General features: G+C 61.6%; 19 protein-coding genes, 2 tRNA genes and 1 riboswitch. Of the genes, 9 read left to right on the top strand and 12 right to left on the bottom strand.

Going from position 1 to position 23,816, the window contains the following annotated elements; translation table 11 throughout:
- Nucleotides 1-14 precede the first annotated feature (14 nt).
- Nucleotides 15-1,769 carry an NADH-dependent [FeFe] hydrogenase, group A6 gene (locus AB6N07_RS23365; protein ID WP_370675432.1) on the top strand — a complete coding sequence of 585 codons (1,755 nt, stop codon included), beginning with the start codon at nucleotides 15-17 and terminating at the stop codon, nucleotides 1,767-1,769.
- 88 nt (nucleotides 1,770-1,857) lie between these two features.
- Here the strand turns inward: AB6N07_RS23365 and AB6N07_RS23360 are convergent, their stop codons facing one another.
- Together AB6N07_RS23360 and AB6N07_RS23355 are read right to left on the bottom strand one after the other, a co-directional pair.
- Nucleotides 1,858-3,141, bottom strand: coding sequence for a pyridoxal-phosphate dependent enzyme (locus AB6N07_RS23360; RefSeq protein ID WP_370675431.1), 1,284 nt, complete (start codon nucleotides 3,139-3,141; stop codon nucleotides 1,858-1,860).
- A 4-nt stretch (nucleotides 3,142-3,145) separates the two neighbouring features.
- Nucleotides 3,146-4,651: a pyridoxal-phosphate dependent enzyme gene (locus AB6N07_RS23355; protein ID WP_370675430.1), complete on the bottom strand. Its 1,506-nt coding sequence runs from the start codon at nucleotides 4,649-4,651 to the stop codon at nucleotides 3,146-3,148.
- A gap of 475 nt (nucleotides 4,652-5,126) precedes the next feature.
- A riboswitch (SAM-I-IV-variant riboswitch) is annotated at nucleotides 5,127-5,232 on the top strand.
- Between the two features lie 44 nt (nucleotides 5,233-5,276).
- On the opposite strand from AB6N07_RS23355, the gene AB6N07_RS23350 reads away from it, so the two are divergent.
- The gene (locus AB6N07_RS23350; RefSeq protein ID WP_370675429.1) at nucleotides 5,277-6,380 is read left to right on the top strand and encodes a low specificity L-threonine aldolase; all 1,104 of its coding nucleotides are present in this window, start codon (nucleotides 5,277-5,279) and stop codon (nucleotides 6,378-6,380) included.
- 52 nt (nucleotides 6,381-6,432) lie between these two features.
- Here AB6N07_RS23350 and AB6N07_RS23345 read toward each other — a convergent pair whose 3' ends face one another.
- Genes AB6N07_RS23345 through AB6N07_RS23335 form a run of 3 tightly spaced genes read right to left on the bottom strand, consistent with a single transcriptional unit; the run spans nucleotide 6,433 to nucleotide 9,971 of the window.
- Entirely contained in the window at nucleotides 6,433-7,611 is a 1,179-nt protein-coding gene (locus AB6N07_RS23345) for a PLP-dependent aspartate aminotransferase family protein (RefSeq protein WP_370675428.1), read from the bottom strand.
- The gene (locus tag AB6N07_RS23340) at nucleotides 7,608-8,993 is read right to left on the bottom strand and encodes a pyridoxal-phosphate dependent enzyme (protein ID WP_370675427.1); all 1,386 of its coding nucleotides are present in this window, start codon (nucleotides 8,991-8,993) and stop codon (nucleotides 7,608-7,610) included. Before AB6N07_RS23340 ends, AB6N07_RS23345 begins: the two co-directional genes overlap by 4 nt.
- Before the next feature lie 30 nt (nucleotides 8,994-9,023).
- Nucleotides 9,024-9,971 (bottom strand): aldo/keto reductase, encoded by a 948-nt coding sequence (locus AB6N07_RS23335; protein ID WP_370675426.1) that lies wholly within the window; start codon nucleotides 9,969-9,971, stop codon nucleotides 9,024-9,026.
- A gap of 452 nt (nucleotides 9,972-10,423) precedes the next feature.
- Here AB6N07_RS23335 and AB6N07_RS23330 point away from each other — a divergent pair, with 452 nt between their 5' ends.
- On the top strand, nucleotides 10,424-11,728 hold the full coding sequence (locus tag AB6N07_RS23330; protein ID WP_370675425.1) for a RhtX/FptX family siderophore transporter: 1,305 nt from the start codon (nucleotides 10,424-10,426) through the stop codon (nucleotides 11,726-11,728).
- 198 nt (nucleotides 11,729-11,926) lie between these two features.
- Here the strand turns inward: AB6N07_RS23330 and AB6N07_RS23325 are convergent, their stop codons facing one another.
- Nucleotides 11,927-12,901, bottom strand: coding sequence for a helix-turn-helix transcriptional regulator (locus tag AB6N07_RS23325; RefSeq protein ID WP_370675424.1), 975 nt, complete (start codon nucleotides 12,899-12,901; stop codon nucleotides 11,927-11,929).
- A gap of 166 nt (nucleotides 12,902-13,067) precedes the next feature.
- On the opposite strand from AB6N07_RS23325, the gene AB6N07_RS23320 reads away from it, so the two are divergent.
- Genes AB6N07_RS23320 through AB6N07_RS23310 form a run of 3 tightly spaced genes read left to right on the top strand, consistent with a single transcriptional unit; the run spans nucleotide 13,068 to nucleotide 16,740 of the window.
- Nucleotides 13,068-15,314, top strand: a complete 2,247-nt coding sequence (locus AB6N07_RS23320) for a TonB-dependent receptor (protein ID WP_370675423.1) — start codon at nucleotides 13,068-13,070, stop codon at nucleotides 15,312-15,314.
- Between the two features lie 17 nt (nucleotides 15,315-15,331).
- Nucleotides 15,332-15,715: a hypothetical protein gene (locus tag AB6N07_RS23315; RefSeq protein ID WP_370675422.1), complete on the top strand. Its 384-nt coding sequence runs from the start codon at nucleotides 15,332-15,334 to the stop codon at nucleotides 15,713-15,715.
- Nucleotides 15,715-16,740, top strand: coding sequence for a siderophore-interacting protein (locus AB6N07_RS23310; protein ID WP_370675421.1), 1,026 nt, complete (start codon nucleotides 15,715-15,717; stop codon nucleotides 16,738-16,740). The genes AB6N07_RS23315 and AB6N07_RS23310 overlap by 1 nt, the downstream gene beginning before the upstream one ends.
- 302 nt (nucleotides 16,741-17,042) lie before the next feature.
- Here AB6N07_RS23310 and AB6N07_RS23305 read toward each other — a convergent pair.
- Together AB6N07_RS23305 and AB6N07_RS23300 are read right to left on the bottom strand one after the other, a co-directional pair.
- Nucleotides 17,043-17,119: transfer RNA gene (locus tag AB6N07_RS23305), tRNA-Arg, on the bottom strand.
- A gap of 271 nt (nucleotides 17,120-17,390) precedes the next feature.
- Nucleotides 17,391-17,717 carry a hypothetical protein gene (locus AB6N07_RS23300; protein WP_370675420.1) on the bottom strand — a complete coding sequence of 109 codons (327 nt, stop codon included), beginning with the start codon at nucleotides 17,715-17,717 and terminating at the stop codon, nucleotides 17,391-17,393.
- A 423-nt stretch (nucleotides 17,718-18,140) separates the two neighbouring features.
- Between AB6N07_RS23300 and AB6N07_RS23295 the strand changes: the two genes are divergently transcribed.
- Entirely contained in the window at nucleotides 18,141-18,278 is a 138-nt protein-coding gene (locus AB6N07_RS23295) for a hypothetical protein (RefSeq protein ID WP_370675419.1), read from the top strand.
- Nucleotides 18,279-18,471: 193 nt separating this feature from the next.
- Here AB6N07_RS23295 and AB6N07_RS23290 read toward each other — a convergent pair.
- Both AB6N07_RS23290 and AB6N07_RS23285 read right to left on the bottom strand, forming a co-directional pair.
- Nucleotides 18,472-18,548, bottom strand: a tRNA-His gene (locus tag AB6N07_RS23290).
- A gap of 107 nt (nucleotides 18,549-18,655) precedes the next feature.
- Nucleotides 18,656-20,362, bottom strand: coding sequence for a methyl-accepting chemotaxis protein (locus AB6N07_RS23285; RefSeq protein WP_370675418.1), 1,707 nt, complete (start codon nucleotides 20,360-20,362; stop codon nucleotides 18,656-18,658).
- A 403-nt stretch (nucleotides 20,363-20,765) separates the two neighbouring features.
- Here AB6N07_RS23285 and AB6N07_RS23280 point away from each other — a divergent pair, with 403 nt between their 5' ends.
- Nucleotides 20,766-21,254, top strand: a complete 489-nt coding sequence (locus AB6N07_RS23280; protein ID WP_370675417.1) for a hypothetical protein — start codon at nucleotides 20,766-20,768, stop codon at nucleotides 21,252-21,254.
- On the opposite strand, the gene AB6N07_RS23275 is transcribed toward AB6N07_RS23280, so the two are convergent.
- On the bottom strand, nucleotides 21,247-22,302 hold the full coding sequence (locus AB6N07_RS23275; RefSeq protein ID WP_370675416.1) for an ornithine cyclodeaminase: 1,056 nt from the start codon (nucleotides 22,300-22,302) through the stop codon (nucleotides 21,247-21,249). The genes AB6N07_RS23280 and AB6N07_RS23275 overlap by 8 nt on opposite strands.
- Entirely contained in the window at nucleotides 22,299-23,225 is a 927-nt protein-coding gene (gene rocF, locus AB6N07_RS23270; RefSeq protein ID WP_370675415.1) for an arginase, read from the bottom strand. The genes AB6N07_RS23275 and rocF overlap by 4 nt, the downstream gene beginning before the upstream one ends.
- A 131-nt stretch (nucleotides 23,226-23,356) precedes the next feature.
- On the opposite strand from rocF, the gene AB6N07_RS23265 reads away from it, so the two are divergent.
- Entirely contained in the window at nucleotides 23,357-23,803 is a 447-nt protein-coding gene (locus tag AB6N07_RS23265) for an Lrp/AsnC family transcriptional regulator (RefSeq protein ID WP_370675414.1), read from the top strand.
- Nucleotides 23,804-23,816 lie beyond the last annotated feature (13 nt).

Here is a 23,816-nt window from a genome sequence, read left to right as displayed (position 1 = left end):
GAGAAGTGGTCGAAATGACAAACATGATCAACGCAACGATTAACGGCGTGCCTGTGGAGGTTGCCCCGGGAACCACCATCCTGGATGCGGCACGCCAGGTTCACGTGAAGATTCCGACGCTTTGCAAGCATCCGGATCTCGAGGCGACCGGGGCCTGCGGCATCTGCATCGTCAAGGTGAAGAACACCGGCAGGATGCTGCGCTCGTGCTGCACGCCCCTCGACGAGGGAATGGATATCCTGACGGAGACGCCGGAGATCGTCCAGGTCCGACGCGGTATCCTGGAACTGACGCTGTCACGTCACCCGAACGAGTGCCTGACCTGCCTCCGTAATCAGAACTGCGAGTTGCAAGCGCTGGCTGCCGACTTCGGCATGAACGCCTCCGATCTGCCGAACATAGTGCCCGACCTGCCGCTGGACACCTCCACCAAGAGCATCGTGCTGGATCCACGCAAATGCGTGTTGTGCGGTCGCTGCATCACGGTCTGCCAGCAGCACCAGAACGTCTGGGCGTTGAGCTTCCTCAATCGCGGGTTCAAGACGCGCATCGCGGCGGCTGGCGACATTCCATTGGCCGACTCGCCCTGCGTGCGGTGCGGCCAGTGCTCGGCCCATTGTCCGACCGGCGCCATCGTCGAATATGATGAGACGGTTGCCGTCTGGGACAAGCTGCAGGATCCGGATGTCTATTGTGTCGTGCAGATCGCGCCCGCCGTTCGCGTCGCGGTTGGCGAGGCTTTTGGCTTCCCAATCGGCGCCAACCTGACCGGCAAGATCTACGCCTCGCTGCGCCGGATGGGCTTCAAGGCGGTGTTCGACACCAACTTCGGTGCCGACCTGACGATTATCGAGGAGGCCTCCGAGTTCAAGAGCCGGCTGCTCGAAGGAACGGGCGCGCTGCCTTTGATCACCAGCTGCTGTCCGGGCTGGGTCGACTTCATGGAGAAGTTCCATGGCGACATGATCGATCATTTCTCAAGCTGCAAGTCGCCGCATGAGATGGTCGGAGCTCTGTCCAAGACCTATTACGCGCACAAAATGGGGATCGACCCCGCCAAGGTCTTCGTCGTGTCGGTCATGCCCTGCACGGCCAAGAAGTCCGAGATCATCCGCTCCAAGGAGATGAGCTCATCGGGCTATCAGGACGTGGACATATCGCTGACCACGCGTGAGTTCGCGCGCATGATCAAGCAGTCGGGCATTGATTTCGTCGCCATCCCCGAAGAGCAGCCGGACCATATGCTCGGCGCCTATACCGGCGCCGGCACCATCTTCGGCGCCACTGGCGGTGTCATGGAGGCCGCCCTTCGCACGGCGCATTACTATGTCACTGGCCATGATGCACCGCGCGTCGACTTCGAGATGACCCGTGGCCTCAAGGGCGTCAAGGAAGGCAAGATCAACGTCGCCGGCAAGGAGATCCGTGTCGCTGTCGCTCACGGCCTCGCCAATGTCGAACAGGTGATCGAAAAGGTGAGGGCCGCCCGTGAGGCGGGCGAAGAGCCGCCCTATCACTTCATAGAGGTGATGGCTTGCGCCGGTGGTTGTGTCGGCGGTGGCGGGCAGCCTTATGGCGCCACCAACGAACTCCGAAGCAAGCGGGCCGCCGGGCTTTACCAGGAAGACCAAGCCGGTCTCTGGCGCTGTTCGCACCACAATCCCCACATCAAGGAACTCTACGCCAACTTCCTCGGTGAGATCGGTGGCCACGAGGCGCACGAACTCCTGCACACCAGTTATCAGGTGCTGCCGGAGTACAAGCGCTGAAAATATCGCGCTTCGCAGTGGGCCGCCGCGTCAGACGATGCCTGACGCGGCGGCCCTTGTTATTGCTGCCAAGGCCGCGAAGGTGCGCCTATCTCTCGATGCCGGAAAAAATCACTGCGATCTGCTTGCCAGCCTCGGGCTTGGCGATCACGCCGGCAAGGCCCGCGGTTCCGGTCGCCGACGCGACGATATCGGTATGCAGGCGCCCGGCCTTATGGGCCGCCGAGACTTGGGTCTCGTCGACGACGACGGTCGAGCCCCCGCTTGCGCGCATACCCTCGGCAATGGACCACCAGTCATAGGTTTCGTCGTCGAGAATGCCATGCGCGAGGCTGACCGGCGTCGTTTCCCAGGGCCACATGAACTGTGATCGCGTTCTCACCGCTGTTGGGAGGTCTACCCCGCTGAGGCGCTCCCAGGCGCGGGCCAACGGCGCGCAGCCGGCCGTCTGGACGGCGAACAGCTTGGGAAGCGACGATAGCAGCCCGTTCGCGTGCGCCAGTGCCAGACCCTGCGCCAGTGCGCTAGCCAACGCTCCGCCGCCGACTTGAACGAATAGCGCATCAGGCACCGTGCCGACCCGGCTGAACTCTTCCGCCATCTCGAAGGCAAGCGTGCGACCGCCCTCGATCGCCAACCCGTTGTCGGTGCCTTGTACACCAAAGGGAATGGCGCCGGAGGCGACGGCCTCGCGGAAGCGCAGGTAGCAGGGATCGCCAGCCTCACCTGAGCGTCGATCGCAGATGGTGATCTGGGCACCGAGCTCCTTCAGCCGTGCCTTTACCGACATGTCGGCGTCGGGCGGGATGAACACATCCAGCGGCCACTCCGCTGCCCGCGCCACGACAGCGGCGGCAAGGGCCGCGTTGCCACAAGACGCGATTGCCAGCCGCCGCGCCCGAAGGTTTTCGCCGGCCGGCAATCGGGCTGCCTCCAGGATGCGCAGGTAGAGCATCACACCCATCAGATGACGCGCCTTGTGGGAGCCCGACACGTTGTGGGTTTCGTCCTTGACCCACAGCGCTCCTGGCAGACCAATAGCTTCTGCGAGCGGACGCTGGTCAGCCATCGGCGTAACCCGGAAGCCGCGCCCGTCAATGGCCGTCAGGGCCTGGTCGAGCTGGCCGACAAGATCTCCCCAGGCGGAGTCGGCAAGCCCTGATGACCGCGCCAACCGGTAGGGAGAAAGCCAGGCTCGGTAGCGCAGGAAAGGGTCGGTTTCGTTGCCGATTGACGGCGACGGCGCTTCGCTCTTGACCGCGAGCACATGGTCGACGTCATCGCCGCCCAAGCTGGAATTCGGACAGCGGAACGCCAACCGAACGCCGGCATCGACCTCGGCACCGCAGCCGTGGCAACGAAACATCACCATGGCCCTAGAGACCCAGCTTCTTGGCGGCGCCGCTCTTGGCGTTGACGTCGGCAATCATTTCGTCCCAGGCGGGCACGAGATCGAGCAGACCATCCCAGTAGGATTGCTTGGCGCGGGCCTTGAAGTCGTCGATGTCGACGCCCTGCTGCTCCACCCAGGTGAAGTAGCCGAGGTTGAACACGCGCTTGCGGTCGATATGGGTCATTTCGAGCAGGTCGCTGGTCGATGCCGCTGCCAGCGAGCGGCCCCAGGTCTCGCCCGCTGCCACCGTGTCGAACCTATTGCCGAAATCGCGCTTGATCACCTTGTCGATCTCGCTGCCGTACATGGCGGCGCCATCGGTTGCCAGCGAGACGATGACGTCATCCGGGCCCATGTCGTAGTATTTGGCCGTCTTGATAGCCGCCAGCATGTTGCAGATCGACGACAAGCCGAGATTGGAGAGCTCCGCCACCAGCTTCGGATCGATGCCACGCCGCTCCACGAGGTAGTTGCGGCCAACTTCGGTGTTGAACAGAACGATCAAGCGATCGGTGTCGGTGTCGCTGACGCCGGCCACCATGTCGGTGTTCATGACGTTGTGGATGTAGGGCACGTGCTTGTCGCCGATGCCCTGAATGTTGTGCTCGCCGAAGCCGTTTTCCAACAGCGTCGGGCACTCGGTCGCCTCGACGACGACGATCTTCGTGCCATGGCGTTCCTTGAGGTGGTCGCCGGCCGCCAGCGTGCCGCTCGATCCGGAGGCCGAAACGAAGGCAGCAAGTTTCGAGCCCGGACGGTCCTTGGTGATCGCCTTGAACAGCGTCTCCAGCGCCGCGCCGGTGCAGGTGCGGTGGACGAGATAGTTTCCGAACTCGCAGAACTGGTTGAAGATAATGTTGTCGGCATCGCTGTCGAGCCGGGCGCATTCGTCATAGATTTCCTTGACGTTGCTTTCTGAGCCCGGCGTCTTGATGACGTCGGAGCTATCCACCACCCACTTGTCGAGCCAGTCGAAGCGCTCGCGGCTCATGTTCTCCGGCAGCACGGCGACGCCATGGCAGCCGAGAATGCGCGAGATGGCGACGCCGCCGCGGCAGTAGTTGCCGGTGGACGGCCAAATCGCCTTGTGATGGCTGGGATCGAACTGGCCGGTGACGAGGCGCGGCACGAGGCAGCCGTAGGCCGCCAGCACCTTGTGGGCGCGGATCATCGGGAAGCGGTTGCCGAGCGCGAGAACGATGCGGGCCTTGACGCCGGTGAGTTCGCTTGGAACCTCGACGTAGACAGGCGTGTCGGTCAGACCGCTGCGGGCCGTGTCGTTGAACCAATGCACGCGAAACAGGTTGAGCGGGTTTGCGACGTCGGGATCGACGTTGGCGAGGCGCTGGCGCACGCCGTCGGGAATGGTCGTCGGGTTCGCCAGCTGCCCGAGAGTGGGCAGCAGCACGCCCTCTTGTCCTAGGCGAGCGACGGTTCGGTCTAGCACCTGTGTGTCGACGACGTTACGTTCCAAACCGAGCCGCGCCATATTCCGTATCCCCTTGCTAGCCAATTCTCTGATACGCGCCGACCTGCTTTCGCGTCTGCGCGATTTATTGTTCCGCCTGTGTGATGATCGATCACAGGCAACGCGTTTGTCGCTCAAGACCATCTGCGTCGACCGACGTCAACACGGACGATAGTGCGGTCGAGCGACCATGATCGGGACAAGTTACGCCCTTCAAGGTCGAAGAATATCCAGTTTTGAGCGTTGCGACTTGATATGCCGCAAGCCGCCGCTGTGCCGTGCTTTGGGGCGAGAGCAACTGCCAAGCTGCGGGAGCTCGTAACGCAGACCGGCATGGCACCTGCGTGGAACAGGATGGAGCCATTGCTCAGGCAACGGAATACGATGTGTTCCGTATGGGCTCGATCAGTGATGCGCGTCGCGGCGACCGAGCCGCTATTGCTCGTTTCGGCCGGGACAAGCAGTTGCCGGCTTCCTGTCTTAGTGGTAATTGCCAGTAAAGCATCAAGAGTCGGGAGACGCCCGACACCAACCTGCTCCCGAGCAAGGTGGTGCCCTTCGCGAGAGGGGGATGTGGCCGACCGGCAACCAACGGGATTACAGCCACGTGCGTCGCTCCGCTTTCTGAGAAAGAGAGGAAGTTCACGTGGCCAATTCCGCCCAGCAGTTCGCAAGCGACAATTACGCCGGCATATGTCCAGAGGCTTGGGCCGAGATGGAACGGGCCAACGGCGGATCGGCTATAGCCTACGGCGAAGATCACTGGACCCAGCGCGCAGCCGACGCTTTTCGACATCTTTTTGAAAAGGACTGCGAGGTCTTTTTCGTGTTCAACGGCACCGCTGCCAATTCGCTGGCCTTGGCGTCTCTTTGCCAGTCGTTCCATAGCGTCATCTGCGCCTCGTCGGCGCATGTGGAGACTGACGAGTGTGGCGCGCCTGAGTTCTTTTCCAACGGATCGAAGCTGCTCGTTGCTCCCCAGACATCGCTCAAGCTGACGCCGGCGATTATCAGGGAATTGGCCACCAGCCGATCCGACATCCACTTCCCCAAGCCCCGGGTGGTAACCATCACCCAGCCGACCGAAACCGGCCTCGTCTATAGCCTTGATGAGGTGCGAGCCATCGCTGCGGTCTGTCGGGAGTTGGGGCTCAAGTTGCACATGGACGGTGCCCGCTTCGCCCATGCCTGCGCGGCGCTTGGCTGTTCGCCCGCCGAGTTGTCCTGGCAGGCCGGAGTCGACGTGCTTTGTTTCGGCGGGACCAAGAACGGCATGGCCGTTGGTGAGGCCGTCATCTTCTTCGACAAGGCTTTGGCTGAGGATTTCGACTATCGGTGCAAGCAGGCCGGGCAGCTTGCCTCGAAAATGCGGTTCCTGTCGGCGCCATGGATCGGCATGCTGGAAAGTGGCGCCTGGCTCCGCAATGCTCGTCACGGCAATGCCTGCGCGGCGCGATTGGCGGCGGCGATTGCCGGTGAGGCCGGCATCGAATTCCTCTTCCCGGTAGAGGCGAACTCAGTGTTTCTGAGCGCTCCGGAGCCGGTGCTGGACGAACTGCGCCGTCGAGGCTGGCGCTTCTATACCTTCATCGGTGGCGGCGCCCGGTTCATGTTCGCCTGGGACGCCGATCCGGCGCGCGTCGACGAGCTCGCAGCTGACATTCGATCGGCGGCGGTATCAAGGCGCAAGGAAGACCGAGCCGAGCAAGCCCCGCGGCTCGAGCTGGCGGAGGGTACCGAGGCGCTCTGAGAGTCTGCTCAGCCGCTCGGTTGTCCCTCCGGCCTTTCGATTTTTCACCGTCTCAGGCGTCGAGAGCGGCCCTGAGATCGTCGATCAGGTCGTTACCATCCTCGATGCCGGCTGACAGACGGACGAGACCGTCGGAAATGCCGAGCGCGGCCCGCTGCTCGGCCGGGATGGAAGCGTGCGTCATGATGGCCGGATGCTCGATCAGGCTCTCCACACCGCCGAGGCTTTCGGCCAGCGTGAACAGCTTGGTGTTTTCAAGGAAACGCTTGGTGCCCTGAAGGTCGCGGTCGAGTTCGACACTGATGATGCCACCAAAGGCTGACATCTGCGTTTTCGCCAGAGCATGCTGCGGGTGGCTCTCGAGGCCGGGATAGATCACCCGCCGGATGTCCTTGCGGCCTTCGAGAAAGCGGGCGATTGCCAGTCCGTTGGACGAATGCCGCTCGATGCGCAGCGCAAGCGTCTTGAGGCCGCGTAGGGCCAGGAAGCTGTCGAACGGGCCGGACACCGCGCCGACGGCGTTCTGCAGAAAGGTCAGGCGCTCCCTCAGTTCGGCATTGTCGCCGACCACCACGGCGCCGCCGATCATGTCGGAATGGCCATTGAGATATTTGGTCGTCGAATGGACGACGAGGTCAATGCCATGTTCGAGCGGCCGCTGGATGGCGGGGCTGGCGAAGGTGTTGTCGGCGACGGTGACGATGCCGTGCTTGCGGCCGATGGCAGCTATCGTCTGCAGATCGACGATCTTCAGCATCGGGTTGGTGGGCGTTTCCACCCAGATCAGCTTCGTCTCTGGCCGGATCGCCGCCTCGATGGCCTGGGGATCGCGGAAGTCGGCGAACGAGACATCGAGGCCGGCCGAGCGCCGCCGCACCTTGTCGATCAGGCGGAAAGTGCCGCCGTAAAGGTCGTCAGAGGCGACGATGTGGGCGCCGTGGTCCAGCGTTTCCAGGATATTGGCGATGGCGGCAAGGCCCGAGGCAAAGGCGAAGCCGGCGGTGCCGCTCTCGAGATCGGCTATGGCCCGCTCGAAGGCCTGCCGGGTCGGGTTGTGGGTGCGGCCGTATTCCCAGCCCTTGTGCACGCCGGGGCTCGTCTGGGCGAAGGTGGACGTGGCGTAGATCGGTACCATGACCGCGCCAGTGGTGGGGTCGTGGCTCTGGCCGCCGTGGATGGTGCGGGTCGAGAAGGCGAGCCGGTGATTGATGCGCGGGGGCTGGTAGGTCACGAATGAAGCCTCAGGTGATTGATGAGATCGACGCGTGTGACCACGCCGAGGAAGTCGCTGCCGTCGAGCACCAGTGCGACTTCGCCGCGCTCGAACAGGGGGAGGGCGGCGCTGACGGGGTCGACGGACTGCAGCGTGTGCAAGTCGGTGATCATGTGGTCGCCCACTGCCTCGCCGAAGCGGGCGTGGCCGGCAGCGGCCCCTCGCCCCAGTGCCACGTAGAGATCGCCTTCATCAAGGATGCCGACGAGGCGGCCGCCAGCGACGACGGGAAGCTGCGAAACGTCGGCCTGCCGCATCCGCTTGTAGGCGGTGGCGAGCGTATCGTCGGGAGCGACGGTGACCGTTGAGCCATCCTGCTGGCGGCGGATGACAAGATCGGACAGGTTGCCATGGACCGGGCGATCGGCAAGGCCTTGTTCGGCCAGCCAGCCATCATCGTAAACCTTGGACAGGTATTTGGCGCCGGTGTCGCAGACGAGGGTCACCACGCGCTTGGGTACCGTCTGCGCGCGGCAGTATTTGAGCGCGGCGGCGAGCAGGGTGCCTGACGACGAGCCGGCGAGAATGCCTTCCTTGGACAACAGTTCGCGCGCGGCGGCGAAGCTCTCGGCGTCGGTAACGGTGTAGGCGGCCGACACCAGAGACAAGTCGCAATTGGGCGGCACGAAATCTTCGCCGATACCCTCGACGGCCCAGGAGCCTGCCTCGATCAGCTCGCCGGTATTGACGAGTGGTGCCAGTACCGAGCCGGTGGGATCGGCCAGCACCATCTCGGTCTTTGGCGATACCCGCTTGAAGTAGCGGCCAATGCCGGAGAGCGTGCCGCCCGAACCGACCCCGACCACGATGGCATCGACATCGCCGTCGAGTTGCTCGAAGATCTCCGGCGCCGTGGTCGTCTCGTGGGCGGCGGGATTGGCCGGGTTGGCGAACTGGTTGACGTAAAAAGCGCCGAGCTCGCTCGCGAGCCGTTCGGCCATGTCTTGATAGTAGGCGGGATGCCCTTTACCGACATCCGAGCGGGTGATCCGGACATCGGTGCCGAGCGCGCGCAAGTGGGCAATCTTCTCGCGTGACATCTTGTCGGGCACAACGAGAATAACCTTGTAGCCCTTGGGCAGGCCCACCTGGGCGAGGCCGAGGCCGGTGTTGCCGGCGGTCGCTTCGATGATCGTGCCACCGGGCTTTAACCGGCCGTCGGCCTCGGCGGCCGAAATCATCGAAAGGGCGACGCGGTCCTTGATGGAACCGCCGGGGTTGGCGCTTTCGAGCTTCACGAACAGGCGGCAAAGGCCGGTGTCGAAGCGCGTGAGTTCGACAACCGGCGTAGCGCCAATCAGGTCGAGCGCCGAGCGGGCGGGTTTCCTGAGAACGGGCATGGTTTTTCTCCTGGGAGAGTGGCCGCCGGTTCAAGCCGCCTTGGCGAACCGGCGTGGATGGAGGGGGCCGCGCTCGCTGCCGAGAGTCGGCAGGAGGTTGGCTATGTCGGAGAGGTCACGCACGGAAAGGTCGATCTCCGCCGCGCGAGCGATGGCGGTGAGCTGTTCGGGACATCGAGCGCCGATGGCGACGCCGGCCACCCCCGGCCAGGTGAGACTCCAGGCGGCGGCAACCGCCGACGGTGCCGCGTGCCGACGGCTTGCTATCGTTCGGAGGAGCTGCCGGAGCGGTTCGAGAGGCAATTCGTTTGACGCGCTTCCTAGATTGTCCGGTGACACCAGCTCGCCGCCGCCGAGTGCCCGATAGGCGATGACGGTCGGTGTTGGTGTTCGCCGCCATAAAAGCTCGCTTTCGCCGATACGGCGATCGATCAACGACAGTTCAACATAGACTGCGTCACAGGTTCCGATGCGTTCGGCGCGCTCGAGGCGGGCGCTATCGGGAGCGATCAGGCCGACTGCCCGGACAAGGCCGCTCTGCTTGAGGTCGAGCATGGCTGACCAAGCATCCTCGAACAGGGCGTCGGAGCCAGCGGAAAGGTTGAGCTTGACGAGATCCACCGTCTCGATGCCGAGACGGGCGAGTGACCGTTCGAGCTGCTGGCGGAGGCGGCGCGGCTCCATCGCCGGTTGTGGCGTCGCTCGGCGAGAGCGACCGTCCCAATCGAAACCGACCGCTGTGGCAATGAACGGGCGATCGCCGACCGGCACGTCTGCCATGGCGCGACCAACAAGCCGTTCCGCGGTGCCAAAACCGAATATGGCGTCAGTGTCGATCCAGTTGATGCCGAGGTCGATGGCGCGCCGAAGCGTGGCGTCCACGACATCGGCGCTGCTGTCTGTCCCGAAAGCCGCCGTACCGAGCCCAATCCGCGTCAGCGGTGTGCCGCTGGCGGTGGTAAGAGAAGTACTCGGCATTCGGCCCTCTGGCATTTTCCTCGCTCCGGATGGATGTTCGCGCCGGCCTTCGATGGAGTTCCTCAAAAGGCTAGCCAATATTCCGCTGAACCATCAGGGCTGCGTTTTCCTTTTGCTGGTGGATGCCGGAACGATATGCCGCGATAAGGCGGTTTTGCCGCAAGCTATTGCCCCGACGCCTTATGGTGTCCTGAGATACCACTGCAGCCAGTAGCTTTAGTGATGGCAAGGCTGAAGGCGAATTGGGCGCCGCTGCGCCCCCCCACAGGCCTCGGCGGAGAAGCCACCACACATCGAGGCGAAGCGCTTAACTGCGCTCGGTTCGCCTGAATCCAATTCTGGTTCGCTTAGCTCCAAGCCAATAGGGTTTGGCCAAAATAATATGAGGAAAATACTCAATTTTAATCCCGTCTTTTTGCCGGGTGGCGCGGCATAGAGAGGTTCAGGAAATAATGGGTTCATCGAAAGTGACGACGCATGAGATACCCGGAGCCGGTACAGCGTCGCTGAGAAACAGGATTTATGCCGTTCTGGCGGGCCTTTATCTGGCGCAGGGCATCCCGACCTATCTGCTCTTGGTCGCCCTGCCACCCATGATGCGCGAAGGCGGCGCGTCGCGAACCTCGATCGGCCTGTTTTCGCTTCTGATGCTGCCGCTGGTCTTGAAGTTTGCGGTCGCGCCATTCGTTGATCGCTTTGCGCTTGTGCCGTTTCTTGGTCATCGGCGGGGCTGGATCATTCCTACGCAGTTGATGGTCAGTGCCGGGATCGCGGCCATGGCTTTCGTCGAGCCGCATCAGACCGGGACGCTTTTCGCGGTCGCATTCTTTATTACGCTCCTCTCGTCAGTTCAGGACATCGCGACCGATGGATATGCAGTGCGTCGCCTGACGGTGGAGACGCGGCCATTGGGAAACGCGGTTCAGGCTGGCGCGGTCGCGCTCGGTGTGATTATCGGGGGAACCTCCGCACTCGTGCTCTATGGCAAGATCGGTTGGACTTCGACCATCCTTGTGATCGCCACCCTGTCGCTGCTCCCCCTTGTTGCAGCCTTCTGGATGGAAGATGCGCCGCCGGCCATGCGGCAGGCAGGCCAGTCAAAGCAACGAATCGGACTGCTGGAATTCTTTCGTCGGCCGAACGCCTGGATGATCCTTGCCTTTGCCTTGAGCTATCGCGCGAGCGAAGGTCTGGTGCGCGGCATGGAAGGCACGTATCTTGTCGACATCAAGGTGCCGACCGAGTGGATCGGCTACATGACGGGCGCGGCGGCGGCCACGGCGGGCTTGCTGGGGGCTGCCATCGCCGCCCTGATCATCCGCAAGGCGGGGCTTTCGGCGACGCTTATTCTGCTCGGCGGCCTGCGCAGCCTGTGCTTTCTGGCATTTGCGCTCAACGCCTTCGGCGTCTGGCCGGGGATTGCCGTGGCGCTTTCGGCGTCGGCTTTCCAGACTTTCATCCGCTACATGGAGCTTGTCGCGATCTACTCCTTCTTCATGGCGTCGTCCTCCGACAGCCAGCCAGGCACGGACTTTACGCTGCTCAGTTGCGCTGAACTGGTCATCTACCTCATCGGTGCGTCGGCCGCCGGCTTCGTGGCCGACAGACTGGGCTTCGAAGCCCTGTTCACGATCTCCACGTTCATCTCAATCCTCGGCATCGGGATCTCGGTCTGGATTCTCGGGAAGATAAAATCCGACACGGCGACTGCAACAGGCGTGGCGCCAGCTGTGCCATGTGCCCCTGTGCGGCGTTGAAGTAAGGGACGAAATCATTCTCCCCGACAAAACCGGCATGGCCATGCCGGTGACGATGAGCGTCTGGCTCCCAATTATCAGGGCAGGGTCGACATTCTTCTTGTCGCCCTCTGGCGGCAGAGCAAGGCTACTCGCTCGGCTTGCAGAGCAAAGGCGAACGGATTGCGTATCCGTTCGCCGCAAGGGGCGTGGAAATACTCAGCCATACTGACCGCCGCCGGCCTCGTCATCTCGTCCTGCCGCAAGCTTGCGCCATTCGGATGGCTTTAGACCATACCGGCTGCGGAAGGTTCGATTGAAGTAGGACAGGTCGTTGAAGCCGACGAGATAGGCGACCTGGCTGATCGGTCGGGCCGCACCGTCCGCAATCATCATCGCCTTGGCGATTGCAAGGCGTCGTTCGAGAACGTAACGCGAGAACGTCGTTGCTTCGCGGCTGAAGAATTTCTGTACGGCGCGCGGCGTGATGCCTTCGGCCTCGGCGACATCGCTGACTGAATAGCTGCCGTTGGCCATGCTTTCCTCGATCCTTGCCTTGATGGAGTCCAGGCGTGTCTGGCGGGCTATCGGCCGCGGCGCGTCGCCGAGATGCTGGGCCAGAACTGGCAGGAGATCGTGGAAATGCTGGACCATCATGTCAGCATCCTCTCGGCTCTGAGCGGTCTGGCGCAGCATATAGCCGGCATAATTGGTCAGGAGCTGCAAGGGCAGGCAATCAGCCTTGATGGGTTTCAGCATCAGAGCCTGCAGGATATGGCCCTTGGATGCCACCGAATAGGCGGGCAGATGCGCAAGGTCCAGCCGTCCGCCCTCGGGAAGTTCAAGATCCATCGCGTCGTCAGCCGGCGTGAAGATGACGTCATTTTGCCTGACGCATATCTTGCGTTTCCGGTACTTGATTTCCAGCGGTCCCCCCATGGCGCGCAGGATGACGACGCTCTGATCCATTGCGCCCCTAGCCTGGACGGTCAACTGCGCCTTTGGCAAAAAGATCGTCGCCAGAGAGAGCGAAACATAGCGCCAGTAGAGGCCGGTGAGACCCGAAAGGTCGCCGCCTTCCACACAGATTGTCGCCTCTCCCAGCATGTCGAGCAGAATGTTGCGACACATGATCCGGCTGTCGCTGTCCGGCAGCGATTGAGCGCCCAGTTTCAGGGGGCGGATTGTTTCCATCAAGGCTCAGGCTTTCCCTTCAAAGTTCGCGTCAGTCCAAATGAGGTTCGTCGTGATCCAAGCAGGCCGATCCTTTACCTCATAAAACATGAGTTAAATATTCTTGTATTTGAAATTCTGGAGGCTTGATCCGCCTCCAGGTTCTTTTCCGCATTTGGAGGCGTAAATGATCGAGGGGCGTGGGGTTCGCGTGTTGCTTTGGACGTCGGTCGGGTTGGCCGCGTTGTCATCGGGGGCCGGTGCACAGGACAATCAGACGGAGCAAGGGGCGCAATCTTCCGCCACGAACCTTGAGGCCATCGTTGTGACCGGTTCACGCGCGCCGCAGCAGATCTCGGATACGGCCAAGACAATCTATGTTGTTGATTCCAAGAAGATCGAGTTCGAAGCCAGATCCGGCAAGAGCCTGCAGCAGATCCTTGCCGACACGGTCCCAAGCTTCGACCCGGCCAGCGCGGGAGCGAGAACGTCCTACGGTCAAAACCTGCGCGGCCGCACCGCGCTGATCCTGATCGACGGCGTTTCGATGAATTCCGCCCGTTCGCTCAGCCGTCAATTCGATTCGATCGATCCGTTCAACATCGAACGCGTCGAGGTCCTGTCCGGGGCGACTTCGATCTATGGCGGCAACGCCACGGGCGGCATCATCAACGTCATCACCAAGAAGGGCAAGGATGCCGAACCGGGTTTCCATGTCGTGGCGACGGGCGGCATGGGCTCCGGCTTTGGCGGCGGCAAAGACCTCGATCGAAATGTCGGAGCGGCCGTCACCTACAACGGAGAAGCATGGGACGCCCGTTTCTCGGTCTCAGGCAACAAGACCGGCGCTTTCTACGGCGGCGGCGGAACGCTTCTGATTCCGGACATCACGCAGACATCGACCGCCTTCAATCAGAGCCTGGACCTGATGGGGTCGCTGGGCTTCCAGATTGACGACAACAGACGCCTGGAGCTTTCGGGCCAGTATTTCGACAGTAAGCAGGAGTCTGAATACGGCCTCTATTACGGTCAGTTCTTCGCCGCGCTCGCGAACCCATCTCTTTTCGAGACGCGGTCGGGCTACAAGTCTGACTTCAACCCCGAGACGAAACGTTCGATGTTCAACGGCACCTACACGGATGACGACTTTCTGGGGCAGCAGCTTCTTTTGCAGGGCGCTTTTCGCAATGAACGGCTGAAATTCAACCCGTTCCCCTCTTCCAGTTCCTTCACGGGATCTTATTTCGCCGGCAGTTCGCAGGATACTGATTATTATAGCGTCAAGGCGGCACTGGTCGCCGAGCCCATGGACAGCCTGAAGATCACCTATGGCATCGATGCGGACCGGGATTCCTTCACATCGCGCCAGAACGTCTTCGACCTGCTGACGGCGGCGCAGACCGGCGGCATGGATTTCCGCACGATCGGTGTGACGGGGCTTTACCCGGCGATCGACGTATCCACGGTCGCAGGCTTCGCGGAAGCCTCCTACGAGGCAACGGACCGGCTGACGCTCAGCGGGGGCCTGCGTTATCAGTTTGTCAACACCGAGGTTTCTGATTTCGTCGGCGCAGCGCAGCAGGTGGCAATCCTGCAGGGCCGCGCGAGCAGCGCGGCAGCGATTCCCGGCGGTGAGGTGAATTACGACGCAATGCTGGTCAATGCCGGTGCGACATATGAACTCGGACCCGATCAGCAAGTCTACGGCAATTTCAGCCAGGGCTTCGAGCTGCCCGATCCTGCGAAATATTACGGCGTCGGTTCCTATGTGCTTTCCGGCGGCGGTTTCAACCTCGTCGACAGCGTGAATGTCGGCTCGTCTGCTCTACAGGCGATCAAGACCAATTCCATGGAGGTTGGCTATCGTTTCGATGACAGCAAGTACAACCTCCAAGCGGCAGCCTTCTATTCCTTCTCCGACAAGTCGATCCAGCTGGACAGGTCGACGCTGGCCGTCGATGTCGTCAACCGCGAGAGGCGGGTCTACGGGATTGAGGGCAGTGCCGGGAGGAAGTTCGACAACGGCTTCAACGCCGGGGTTTTGGGCCAGTGGGTTCAGACCGAGGTCGAGGGCATCAACGGCTGGGAGAACGATACGATCGGAACGGCTAGCGTTTCGAAGCTCGGCGGTTATGTCGGCTGGAGCAATGACGCGCTGACCTTGCGCTTTTCGGGGCAGCATGTCTTCAGCCTGACCGACGCCGACAATTTCAATATCGACGGTTACACGCTGTTCGACCTTCTGGGGAGCTATACGTTCGAAAACACCAAGACGACGCTCAATTTCGGCGTTCAGAACGTATTTGATACCCAATATACGACGGTCTGGGGGTCTCGCGCGAAGGCGCTTTATGGGGCGCTCGCCGACGAGTCGGTCTTCGATTACAAGGGCCGCGGCCGCACCTTCGCCATTTCGTTGACCAAGACCTTCTGATCGGAGACGAAACGGCCTTGCACGTCGCGCCCATCAAGCACGCCGTTCACGACGGGTCTGTCACGCATCGCTGCTTCACCGCCGATCAGGCGGAAGGACCCAGCCTGAGCCCGAACGGCGCGGTCCTGACGGAGTGCGATTCCAGGGGCAATCGGCTCGAAGCCATCCCGGAGAGCCGAAAGCTACCCGGGCTGGTTACCAATGACGGATTTGCGGCTTGCGGGTACTGGCGTTTCCTCTCGGCTCTGACTGGTTTTGTCTTTTCGGCGGGCGTGCAGACCGAGAGGCTTGATCCTGCCTGCAATGGCTGGCAGCCGGCCGCCATCGTCGAGAACTCATGTTGCAAGTTCTTCAGCGACCGCCGCCGGCATCCTTTGGGCGATGATCTGAAAGCATTGTGATGACATCGGACTTTCCCGTTGCCTTCCGTCTCAAGGCTCGAGCGAAACTGCCTGGGCCCGAACAGTGTCTGTTCCATCTCGCGGAACATCTGAGAGAGCATGACGGCGAGCTTCAGGAGCAGGCCACTGCCTTTCTTGTGTCGTTCCCGGATGTTCGTGGGCGGATGTGGTGCGAGGATGGTCTGCTTCATGTGGATGCCGATTCCGCCGACGCGGAGACGGCGTATTTTGTCAGGAGCTGGCTCGATGGCGTCTTTCGGCATCTGGCAGGCACTCGATCGGTCGAGATTGACTGGGAGGAAAACTGGAGCGCCGGCCGGCTGCCTCCAAGCTTCTCGATCCTGAAGGCCGAGGCGCTGAATATGCTGACACCGCAGATGATGCGCATCACGCTGAAGTGTCCCGACGCCGCGCGCTTTGATCGCGTAGACGCCTTGCACGTTCAGGTCCTTGTCAACTTCACAGATGTGGCAGCCGCAACGGGCGAAGAGCGGCCATCGCCAATATGGCGTCGTTATACTGTTCGCGCAGTAAATCTCACCAGACATACGATCGATATCGACGTCTTCCTGCATGGCGAACGCGGGCCGGGCGCAAGATGGATTCGCCATCTTCGTGTCGGCGACCTCGTGGGTGTCGCTGGGCCCAGCGGCGGAAGTATCGGCTCGGCCGACCACTTCCTGATTGCCGGCGACGAGACTGCGCTTCCTGCGATCGCCCGGATCATGGGCATGCTGCCGCGACATTGCCGTGGCGACGTATTGATCGAAATTGAGGACGGTGCAGAGAGGATTCCGCTCGAGATGCCCGGCGGGTTCCGCCTGATATGGCTGGCTCGACGCGGACACGCTGCCTCGGTACTGGAAGGTGCTGTCATGAGCGCTATTGCCGGCAAGCCGTCGGAAAAGACATTCGTTTGGGTAGCCTGCGAGGCGAGCGTCGCTTCGCGCATCAGAAAATATGTCAGGGCGGCTGCGTCGCGCAACAACCTCGATCACCTGATCGCTGGCTATTGGAAGGCGTGATACCAGAGATCGATGGATAGGATGCATGTAAGGGCTTGGAAACGGAGATTCGGGCAGGCGTGGAGCTCGGGGACCACACTGTTAGATTGCCGGCGGGAGACGGCGTTCCGCTAGTCTTTCGCCCCTACGGTGAGATTATCAGCCGCTCTGAAGATCAAGCTGGCCGGAGCGGATCAGCGCCACATTGCCCCGTTTCTGTTTCTGTGGTCACGCGCGCCGCATTGGTCGCTTCAAGCGCTTCCCATATGCTTGATACGAAGATTCTACAGAAATCAATTCGCGTAATAAGGTATTGAAAAGATTGGCGCACCCGACGCGATTCGAACGCGTGACCTCTGCCTTCGGAGGGCAGCACTCTATCCAGCTGAGCTACGGGTGCGTAGCCGTTCGCAGACACGCGAAGCACGGTTCGTATAACCGACTTCGCAAGCAAGGCAAAGCAAAAAACAGTGCCTGCCGCATAGAGAGTGGGGGTGTGTGAAAAACGCGATCGAGTGCAACTTGCTTGGACGACGGACCGCGGTTCTTTCCCGTCGCACCGTTGCTTTATCCACGCTCTGCGCTTTGGCCAGAGAGTTGTCGGCCACTCACGCAAAAACGGCGCCGAAAGAATCGACGCCGTTTTCTAAATCAGTTCGTGCGCGGCGATATCAGTTGCCGACGGGCACTTCCACAAAGGCGCTGTCGGCCGGCTCCCACATGCGCACGGTCGTGCGGCTGGTCTTCACCGCGTCATGGGTACCAACGACCGGCGTAGCGCCGACCTTGGTCGTCACGAAGGCGCTGTCGGCCGGATCCCAGGAGGTGACGGTCTCGGTGTAGCGCGCCGTATCATTATTGGCGGTCGCCGGAGCCTTCATCGAACCGACGGCAAAGGCGCTGTCGGCCGGATCCCAATAGGTCTGCTCGGCGGCGGAAGCCAGGCTCGGGATGGCAATGGCAGTTACAGCAACGACGGCAAGAGCGAAGGTCTTCATTTTCATACTCCACGTAGTTCGATAGCGTCGTCAGGCCGTTGGAAGTTCATATCCAGCCCCGGACATTCGTCTCGCTTCGATGGGTACGATGTAGACCGAAGTTATTCACGAAAAAAGGGGGCTCCGGGTCAATATGACAGGACGGATTTCGTGAAGTGTTTTCACAAAGCCGTGTGAATTTCGCGATGATTGGAACAAATTCTCGCGATCGGTTCCACACAACCTCGTGATAAGGGCGCTGAACGAAAGCGATTCTGCTCCCCTATAGGTCCGATCAGGGTGTTCGTTGGCTCCGCCTCCAATCCCAGATTCTTGCCTCTGCCATAGTTTGATACACTTTTCCGGCAAATTGGCTGGTGGAGGGCAGCCATTCCAGCGCCGTCGCTGGGTGACGGCCTGCGCAACGCTCTCGATATCTTGGATATGCCGGCGGTAGTGGCCGATGTCCGCAAGGTCGAGGCCAATATGCGGCCAGCGCCAGCCTACTCCGATCGGCATGGCCTGAAGCTCGGCCTCGACGTTTATGGTGATCTATCCGCCTATCCCGCCGCCCGGACATAGGCGAGCATATCCACGTTATTCAGAACCACGGTTGCCCTGTGGCCGACCTTTTCGACAGGAGGCACTTCGTTAAGGCCACCGGTCGATCAAGGAGGCTTGAGCGGCTGCGCGCTGCTGTGTTGGCTGACGCGTTCTCGGCGGTCATAAAACAGGCTCGCCGAGCCGGCATGAACAACTGAAATTTGGTAGAGAATGGTACAGCTGGCTGGGCTTGAACCAGCGACCTTCGGAGCCACAATCCGACGCTCTAGCCAACTGAGCTACAGCTGCACATGACGGCGCGGAACCTAGTTGGATCGCCCCGCCAATGCAAGCCCCCACCAGCCACTTTTTTGCGGTTGATCGCCGCCAAGTGGGGAAGTCCTGCTGCCTGGCTTTTAGGCGGCGATCACCGCGCCGAGGAAGGCGTCGATGGTCGAGCGAAGCTGCCTTGCCTCTTCGGCGACGTCGCGTGAATCCTGATCAAGCCTTTGGGCCGCCGTCTCGGTTTCGCGAGCCGTCTCAAGCACGGCGTTGACATTGGTTGCCACCTGCTGCGAGCCGGTCGCGGCCGCGTTGATAGAACGGCTGATGTTGCCTGTGGCCGTGCCTTGCTCCTCGACGGCTATGGATATGGCCCCGGTATAGCGATCGACCTCCTGCATGGTGGTGCTGATGGTTTGGATCGCCTCCACGGCGTCGGCCGTCGCATTCTGAATGTTATCGACCTGGGCAGCGATTTCTTCGGTTGCCTTGGCGGTCTGGCCGGCTAGATTCTTCACCTCGGCGGCGACGACGGCAAATCCCTTGCCCGCTTCGCCGGCCCGTGCCGCTTCGATGGTCGCATTGAGCGCCAAGAGGTTGGTTTGCTCGGCTATCGCACGGATCAAGGTGACGACCTCGCCGATCTTGGTCGCGCCGGTGGCGAGGCGGTTGATCTTGGTATCGGCATCGCGCGTGCCGCGCGCCGCGTCGGCCACGACGGTGCCGGTTCGCTGTATTTGGGCCGATATCTCGCCGATCGACGTGGCGAGTTCTTCGGTCGCCGAAGCGACGGTCTGCACGTTGCCGGTCGCGTCATGCGAAGCGCTCGAGGCGGCTCCCGCGTCTTGAACCGTGCGCAAGGCGCCGGCCCCCAGAGTGTCGGCGGTGGTCAGCAGGTCCTCGACCGTCTTGTTCACCGCTCCGAGCGCGGTACGAGTGGTCGTCCTGAAATTGTCGATCAGCACTTCGACGCGCTTTTGCCGCGACGCGCGTTCGGCGGTTTCGACGCCCTTGTCTCGCTCGAGCACAATGCGGGTTACGGCGCTGTCCTTGAGAATGACGACGGCGCGAGCAATGCTGCCAACCTCGTTGCCATAGGTGGCGTAGGGAACATCCTGGGCAAGATCGTCACGCGAGATGCGTTCCATCAGCGCCGAGAGTTGCGTCACGGGCCGGATGAGGCGTGCCACCAGCCAAGATGCACCGGCGCATATGCCGGCGGCCAACAATAGACCGAGCAGTGAGATCTTCAGGACCAGGCCGTTCTTGGTGGTCGCGACGGTAGCCTCGGGAATACCAGCGAACAGAATGCCGATGACCTGACCGGCGGAATTTTTGATTGGCGTATAGACGGTGAGATACGGCGCGCCGAGGATAGCGGCCTTGCCGGTGAAACTATGCCCCTCCTTGATCGCCGCGTAGGCGGGCGATGACTTGCCAAGGTCGGTCCCAACGGCGCGGCTGCCATCCGCCTTCTTGATCGATGTCGTCACGCGCGTGAAGTCGTCCTTCGTGGCATCATAGGCAAAGATCGTCGCGGCGGCGCCCGCCGTGCGGGTAAGGTTGTCGATAAGTTCATGGGTTGGAAAGGGCGGAAGGATCGGTACTTCGATGTGGTCGACAGCATCCCCAGACCATGCGACCGTCGCACCGGCGATATCCTTCGTCATCAAAAGGGCGCCTGTCCGAATTGCGATCATCTGCCTTTCCAGCGACTGACGCGCGGCGTCCGCCGATAGCGTGGTGTAGACAATGGACAACAACAGACACACGGTCAGTGCGATAAATATCGCCACGGCTGCGCCGATGACCTTCCACAACTTGAATCTATTGAGTACCATTTTCTGCTTTTTCTTGTAGTTAAAACTGCCTATTCCCAGAATAGCGCCGAGAATAGTGAACCAAGACTTAAGGCCATGGCCTTCCGCGATACTCCGTATAAATGCCACGCAATTATCAGGCCTGGCCGTCAAGACATTAAGGCCATTTTTTCTAGGGCCACGGGGCGTGCCGTCGGAAACAGCCAGCGGATTCAGAAAGTGCCTAGGGCCCCGTTAAGCATTCATTCAGTATCCCCCCTTTTTCTTGTCCGAAAATTTGCCCCGCAAGGGAAAGAAAAGCTTTCTGCGCATATTTAATGGAAAGCCACGGAGAGCGGCTGGTTGGACCGGCTCTGAATGCCCTGTGTTCTGACGGCAGGGGTGGTTTGACATTTGGAGGAAGAGCGCGTCGAGGGAGTGGGTCATGCAGTCACGAGTAGTCGCCTCGCAACACACTTCGATCGGCACTCCCACCAAGAAAAAGGGCGGGAAGCCCCCTGTCGCGTCCGCCCGGCGCCGTAAAGGCAGCGGTCATCAAGATGTACGCTCCATCGTCATCGCCGGCTTCGTTGCGCTGGTGCTCGCATCGATCGTCGCCGCCATCTGGTTCAACGTGAAGCCGTTTCCGGCTGCTTCTTCCGAGTCCGTGCCCCGTCCGCCGCCGAGCGTCGCCGACCTCGAGGCCAAGAAGACCCATTCCTACTGGAAAGTCGGCAACAGCACCTATCGACACTACATTACCGACACGGGTACTGGCGAGATCGTCGACGCCGGCACCGTGACAGTTAAGGAGATGCTCGAACAGGGCATTGAGGTGCCTGGCTATTCACTGCCGAACAAGGCCGGTGGCGCTTCGAGCAACACCGATGAATTGGCCATTCGCTTCCAGGCGATTCAGGATCACCTCAAATAGCGACCGTTCCTGCGCGCCGCAGCATTCCGTAGAGATCACGCGGCTCGTCCGGATCGGCGAGCAGATCGAGTTCTTGGTAGAAGGATGTGCCGGCGAGCTTGTCGCGCACGTAGCGCAGTGCCGAGAAGTCTTCGATGGCGAAACCGACGGAATCGAACAGTGTCACCTCACTGGCGGATGTGCGTCCCGGCACGACGCCGTTGAGAACTTCCCAAAACTCGGTGACGGGATGATCGGCCGGCATCTGCTGGATCTCGCCTTCGATGCGTGTCTGCGGTGCATATTCCACGAAGATCGATGAGCGCTCCAGGATGGCGCGGTGAAGCTCTGTCTTGCCCGGGCAATCGCCGCCAACCGCGTTGATGTGCACACCGGCGCCGACCATGTTGTCGGTGAGGATGGTGGCATACTGCTTGTCGGCAGTGACGGTGGTGATGATGTCGGCGCCCTCGACGGCTTCCTGGCCGGAGCGGCAGACGGCAATCGAGAAGCCGAGAGAAGTAAGGTTGCGTCGGCACTTTTCCGTCGCGGTGGGGTCTATGTCGTAAAGACGCAGGTTTGCGATGCCCAGGATGGCCCGGAAGGCCAACGCCTGGAACTCCGATTGGGCGCCATTGCCGATGATCGCCATGGTTGCCGCGCCTTTCGGCGCAAGGCGTCTGGCTGCCATCGCCGAGGTGGCTCCAGTCCTCAGCGCCGTCAGCAGCGTCATCTCGGTGAGAAGCATGGGATAGCCCGAACCGACATCGGCCAGGACGCCGAAGGCGGTCACCGTCTGCTTGCCTTCGCGCATGTTCTTGGGGTGACCATTGACATACTTGAAGCCGTAGAGCGCTCCATCGGAGGTCGGCATCAGTTCGATGACACCATCGGCCGAATGGGAAGCAACGCGCGGCGTTTTGTCGAAGGTCGGCCAGCGGCAGAAATCTTCCTCGATGTAGTTCGCGAGCTCGACGAGGAAGCGCTCGACGCCGATGCTGAGCACCAACCGCATCATGTTGTCGACCGAGACGAACGGTACGATGGCGAGCGGGGAAATGGCGTTCATGCTGCAAAGCTCCGGGTCGGGCGGTCCATGACAGTGCGGCCCATCAGGCTGGCGAGAAGGTCGACCATCAGAGTGGCGGTGCGGCCTCGTTCATCGAGGAACGGATTGAGTTCGACGAGGTCGATCGAGGAGACGAGACCACTGTCGTGCAGCATCTCCATGATGAGATGCGCTTCACGGAAGGTGGCCCCGCCCGGCGCGGTGGTGCCGACACCTGGGGCAATCGATGGGTCCAGGAAGTCGACGTCGAGGCTGACGTGCAGGCGGCCATTCGCCGCCGCGACGCGCTCAAGGAAACGCCAGACCAAGGCGCCGACGCCGTGTTCGTCAAGGGCGCGCATATCGTGGACGGTAACCCCGGAACCGGCGATTGCCCGGCGTTCGGCGGGGTCGACCGAACGGATGCCGACCATGGTGACGTTGCCGGGCGGCACCACGTGGGAAAGAGATGGGTAGCAGCCGTGAAAGCCGTTCATTCCCGTGAAATAAGCGACCGGCGTGCCATGAAGATTGCCGCTCTGCGTGGTCTCGAGCGTATGGAAATCGGTGTGCGCGTCGAGCCATAGCACAAACAGGGGGCGCCCCTCCTCAGCCGCGCGTCGGGCGATGCCGGGCACCGTGCCGGCCGCGAGCGCGTGGTCGCCGCCGAGGAATACCGGGAAGGCACCGTCAGCGGCATGGTGGGCGGCTTCAGTCACCGTATCGATCCAGGCGGCGATCTCGGGCAGGCGTCGAAGATGCGGAAAGGGAGGCGTGACGGTGGGCAGCGGGCCACGCTTGACGTTACCGAGATCCTCGACCTCGTGGCCGAGTTCGGTGATCGCTTCGACGATGCCGGCGGTGCGATAGGCGCTCGGCCCCATCTCGCAGCCCATGCGGCCCGCACCGTCCTCGATCGGAATACCCAGAAGCCGCACCTTCATGCACGTTTTCCCTCGCTGTTCGTTCGCTGGCATCAGGCCATTATCGACCGGCAAAGTGAACAGGGGGGATTGGCAATTTATAAGGATTAGCTTATCAAAATGGCAGTTCCATTGTCCAAAACGGCGATTTCATGGATCAGCTCGATCAGCAATTGGTGACGCTCCTGCGTCACGACGGCCGCCGGTCGGTGTCCGATCTCGCCCTTGAACTTGGCGTCTCTCGCGCCACGGTCCGTGCCCGCATGGAGCGGCTCGAGCGCAACGGCGACATCCTCGGTTTCACGGTGATCCTGCGCAACGACGCCATCGAGATTCCAGTCCGGGCGGTGATGATGATCGAAATCGAGGGACACGTCCTCGACAAGGTGATCCGCCAACTCGAGGGGTTTCCGGAAGTGGCGGCGATCCACACCACCAATGGCCGCTGGGATCTCGTTGTCGAGCTGGGAGCTGCCACCCTCACCGATTTTGACACCGTGCTGCGCCGAATCCGCCTGCTGCCGGGCATCACCGGGTCCGACACCAGTTTGCTCCTGACGACGCCGCGCACAACGCGCGCCCGCCTGAGCCGGGGCTGACGCTACGGCTGCG

Source organism: Pleomorphomonas sp. PLEO (assembly GCF_041320595.1).
GTDB lineage: Bacteria > Pseudomonadota > Alphaproteobacteria > Rhizobiales > Pleomorphomonadaceae > Pleomorphomonas.
Note: the sequence above shows the minus strand (reverse complement) of the source record. Positions and strands in the feature narration are given on the sequence as shown.

What these genes read in the sequence shown, in the direction of transcription:
- AB6N07_RS23365 (WP_370675432.1), top strand. Translation starts at nt 15, where the DNA reads ATGACAAACATGATCAACGCAACGATTAACGGCGTGCCTGTGGAGGTT.
- AB6N07_RS23360 (WP_370675431.1), bottom strand. Translation starts at nt 3,141, where the DNA reads ATGGTGATGTTTCGTTGCCACGGCTGCGGTGCCGAGGTCGATGCCGGC.
- AB6N07_RS23355 (WP_370675430.1), bottom strand. Translation starts at nt 4,651, where the DNA reads ATGGCGCGGCTCGGTTTGGAACGTAACGTCGTCGACACACAGGTGCTA.
- AB6N07_RS23340 (WP_370675427.1), bottom strand. Translation starts at nt 8,993, where the DNA reads ATGCCCGTTCTCAGGAAACCCGCCCGCTCGGCGCTCGACCTGATTGGC.
- AB6N07_RS23335 (WP_370675426.1), bottom strand. Translation starts at nt 9,971, where the DNA reads ATGCCGAGTACTTCTCTTACCACCGCCAGCGGCACACCGCTGACGCGG.
- AB6N07_RS23330 (WP_370675425.1), top strand. Translation starts at nt 10,424, where the DNA reads ATGGGTTCATCGAAAGTGACGACGCATGAGATACCCGGAGCCGGTACA.
- AB6N07_RS23325 (WP_370675424.1), bottom strand. Translation starts at nt 12,901, where the DNA reads ATGGAAACAATCCGCCCCCTGAAACTGGGCGCTCAATCGCTGCCGGAC.
- AB6N07_RS23320 (WP_370675423.1), top strand. Translation starts at nt 13,068, where the DNA reads ATGATCGAGGGGCGTGGGGTTCGCGTGTTGCTTTGGACGTCGGTCGGG.
- AB6N07_RS23310 (WP_370675421.1), top strand. Translation starts at nt 15,715, where the DNA reads ATGACATCGGACTTTCCCGTTGCCTTCCGTCTCAAGGCTCGAGCGAAA.
- AB6N07_RS23300 (WP_370675420.1), bottom strand. Translation starts at nt 17,717, where the DNA reads ATGAAGACCTTCGCTCTTGCCGTCGTTGCTGTAACTGCCATTGCCATC.
- AB6N07_RS23295 (WP_370675419.1), top strand. Translation starts at nt 18,141, where the DNA reads ATGCCGGCGGTAGTGGCCGATGTCCGCAAGGTCGAGGCCAATATGCGG.
- AB6N07_RS23285 (WP_370675418.1), bottom strand. Translation starts at nt 20,362, where the DNA reads ATGGTACTCAATAGATTCAAGTTGTGGAAGGTCATCGGCGCAGCCGTG.
- AB6N07_RS23280 (WP_370675417.1), top strand. Translation starts at nt 20,766, where the DNA reads ATGCAGTCACGAGTAGTCGCCTCGCAACACACTTCGATCGGCACTCCC.
- AB6N07_RS23275 (WP_370675416.1), bottom strand. Translation starts at nt 22,302, where the DNA reads ATGAACGCCATTTCCCCGCTCGCCATCGTACCGTTCGTCTCGGTCGAC.
- rocF (WP_370675415.1), bottom strand. Translation starts at nt 23,225, where the DNA reads ATGAAGGTGCGGCTTCTGGGTATTCCGATCGAGGACGGTGCGGGCCGC.
- AB6N07_RS23265 (WP_370675414.1), top strand. Translation starts at nt 23,357, where the DNA reads ATGGATCAGCTCGATCAGCAATTGGTGACGCTCCTGCGTCACGACGGC.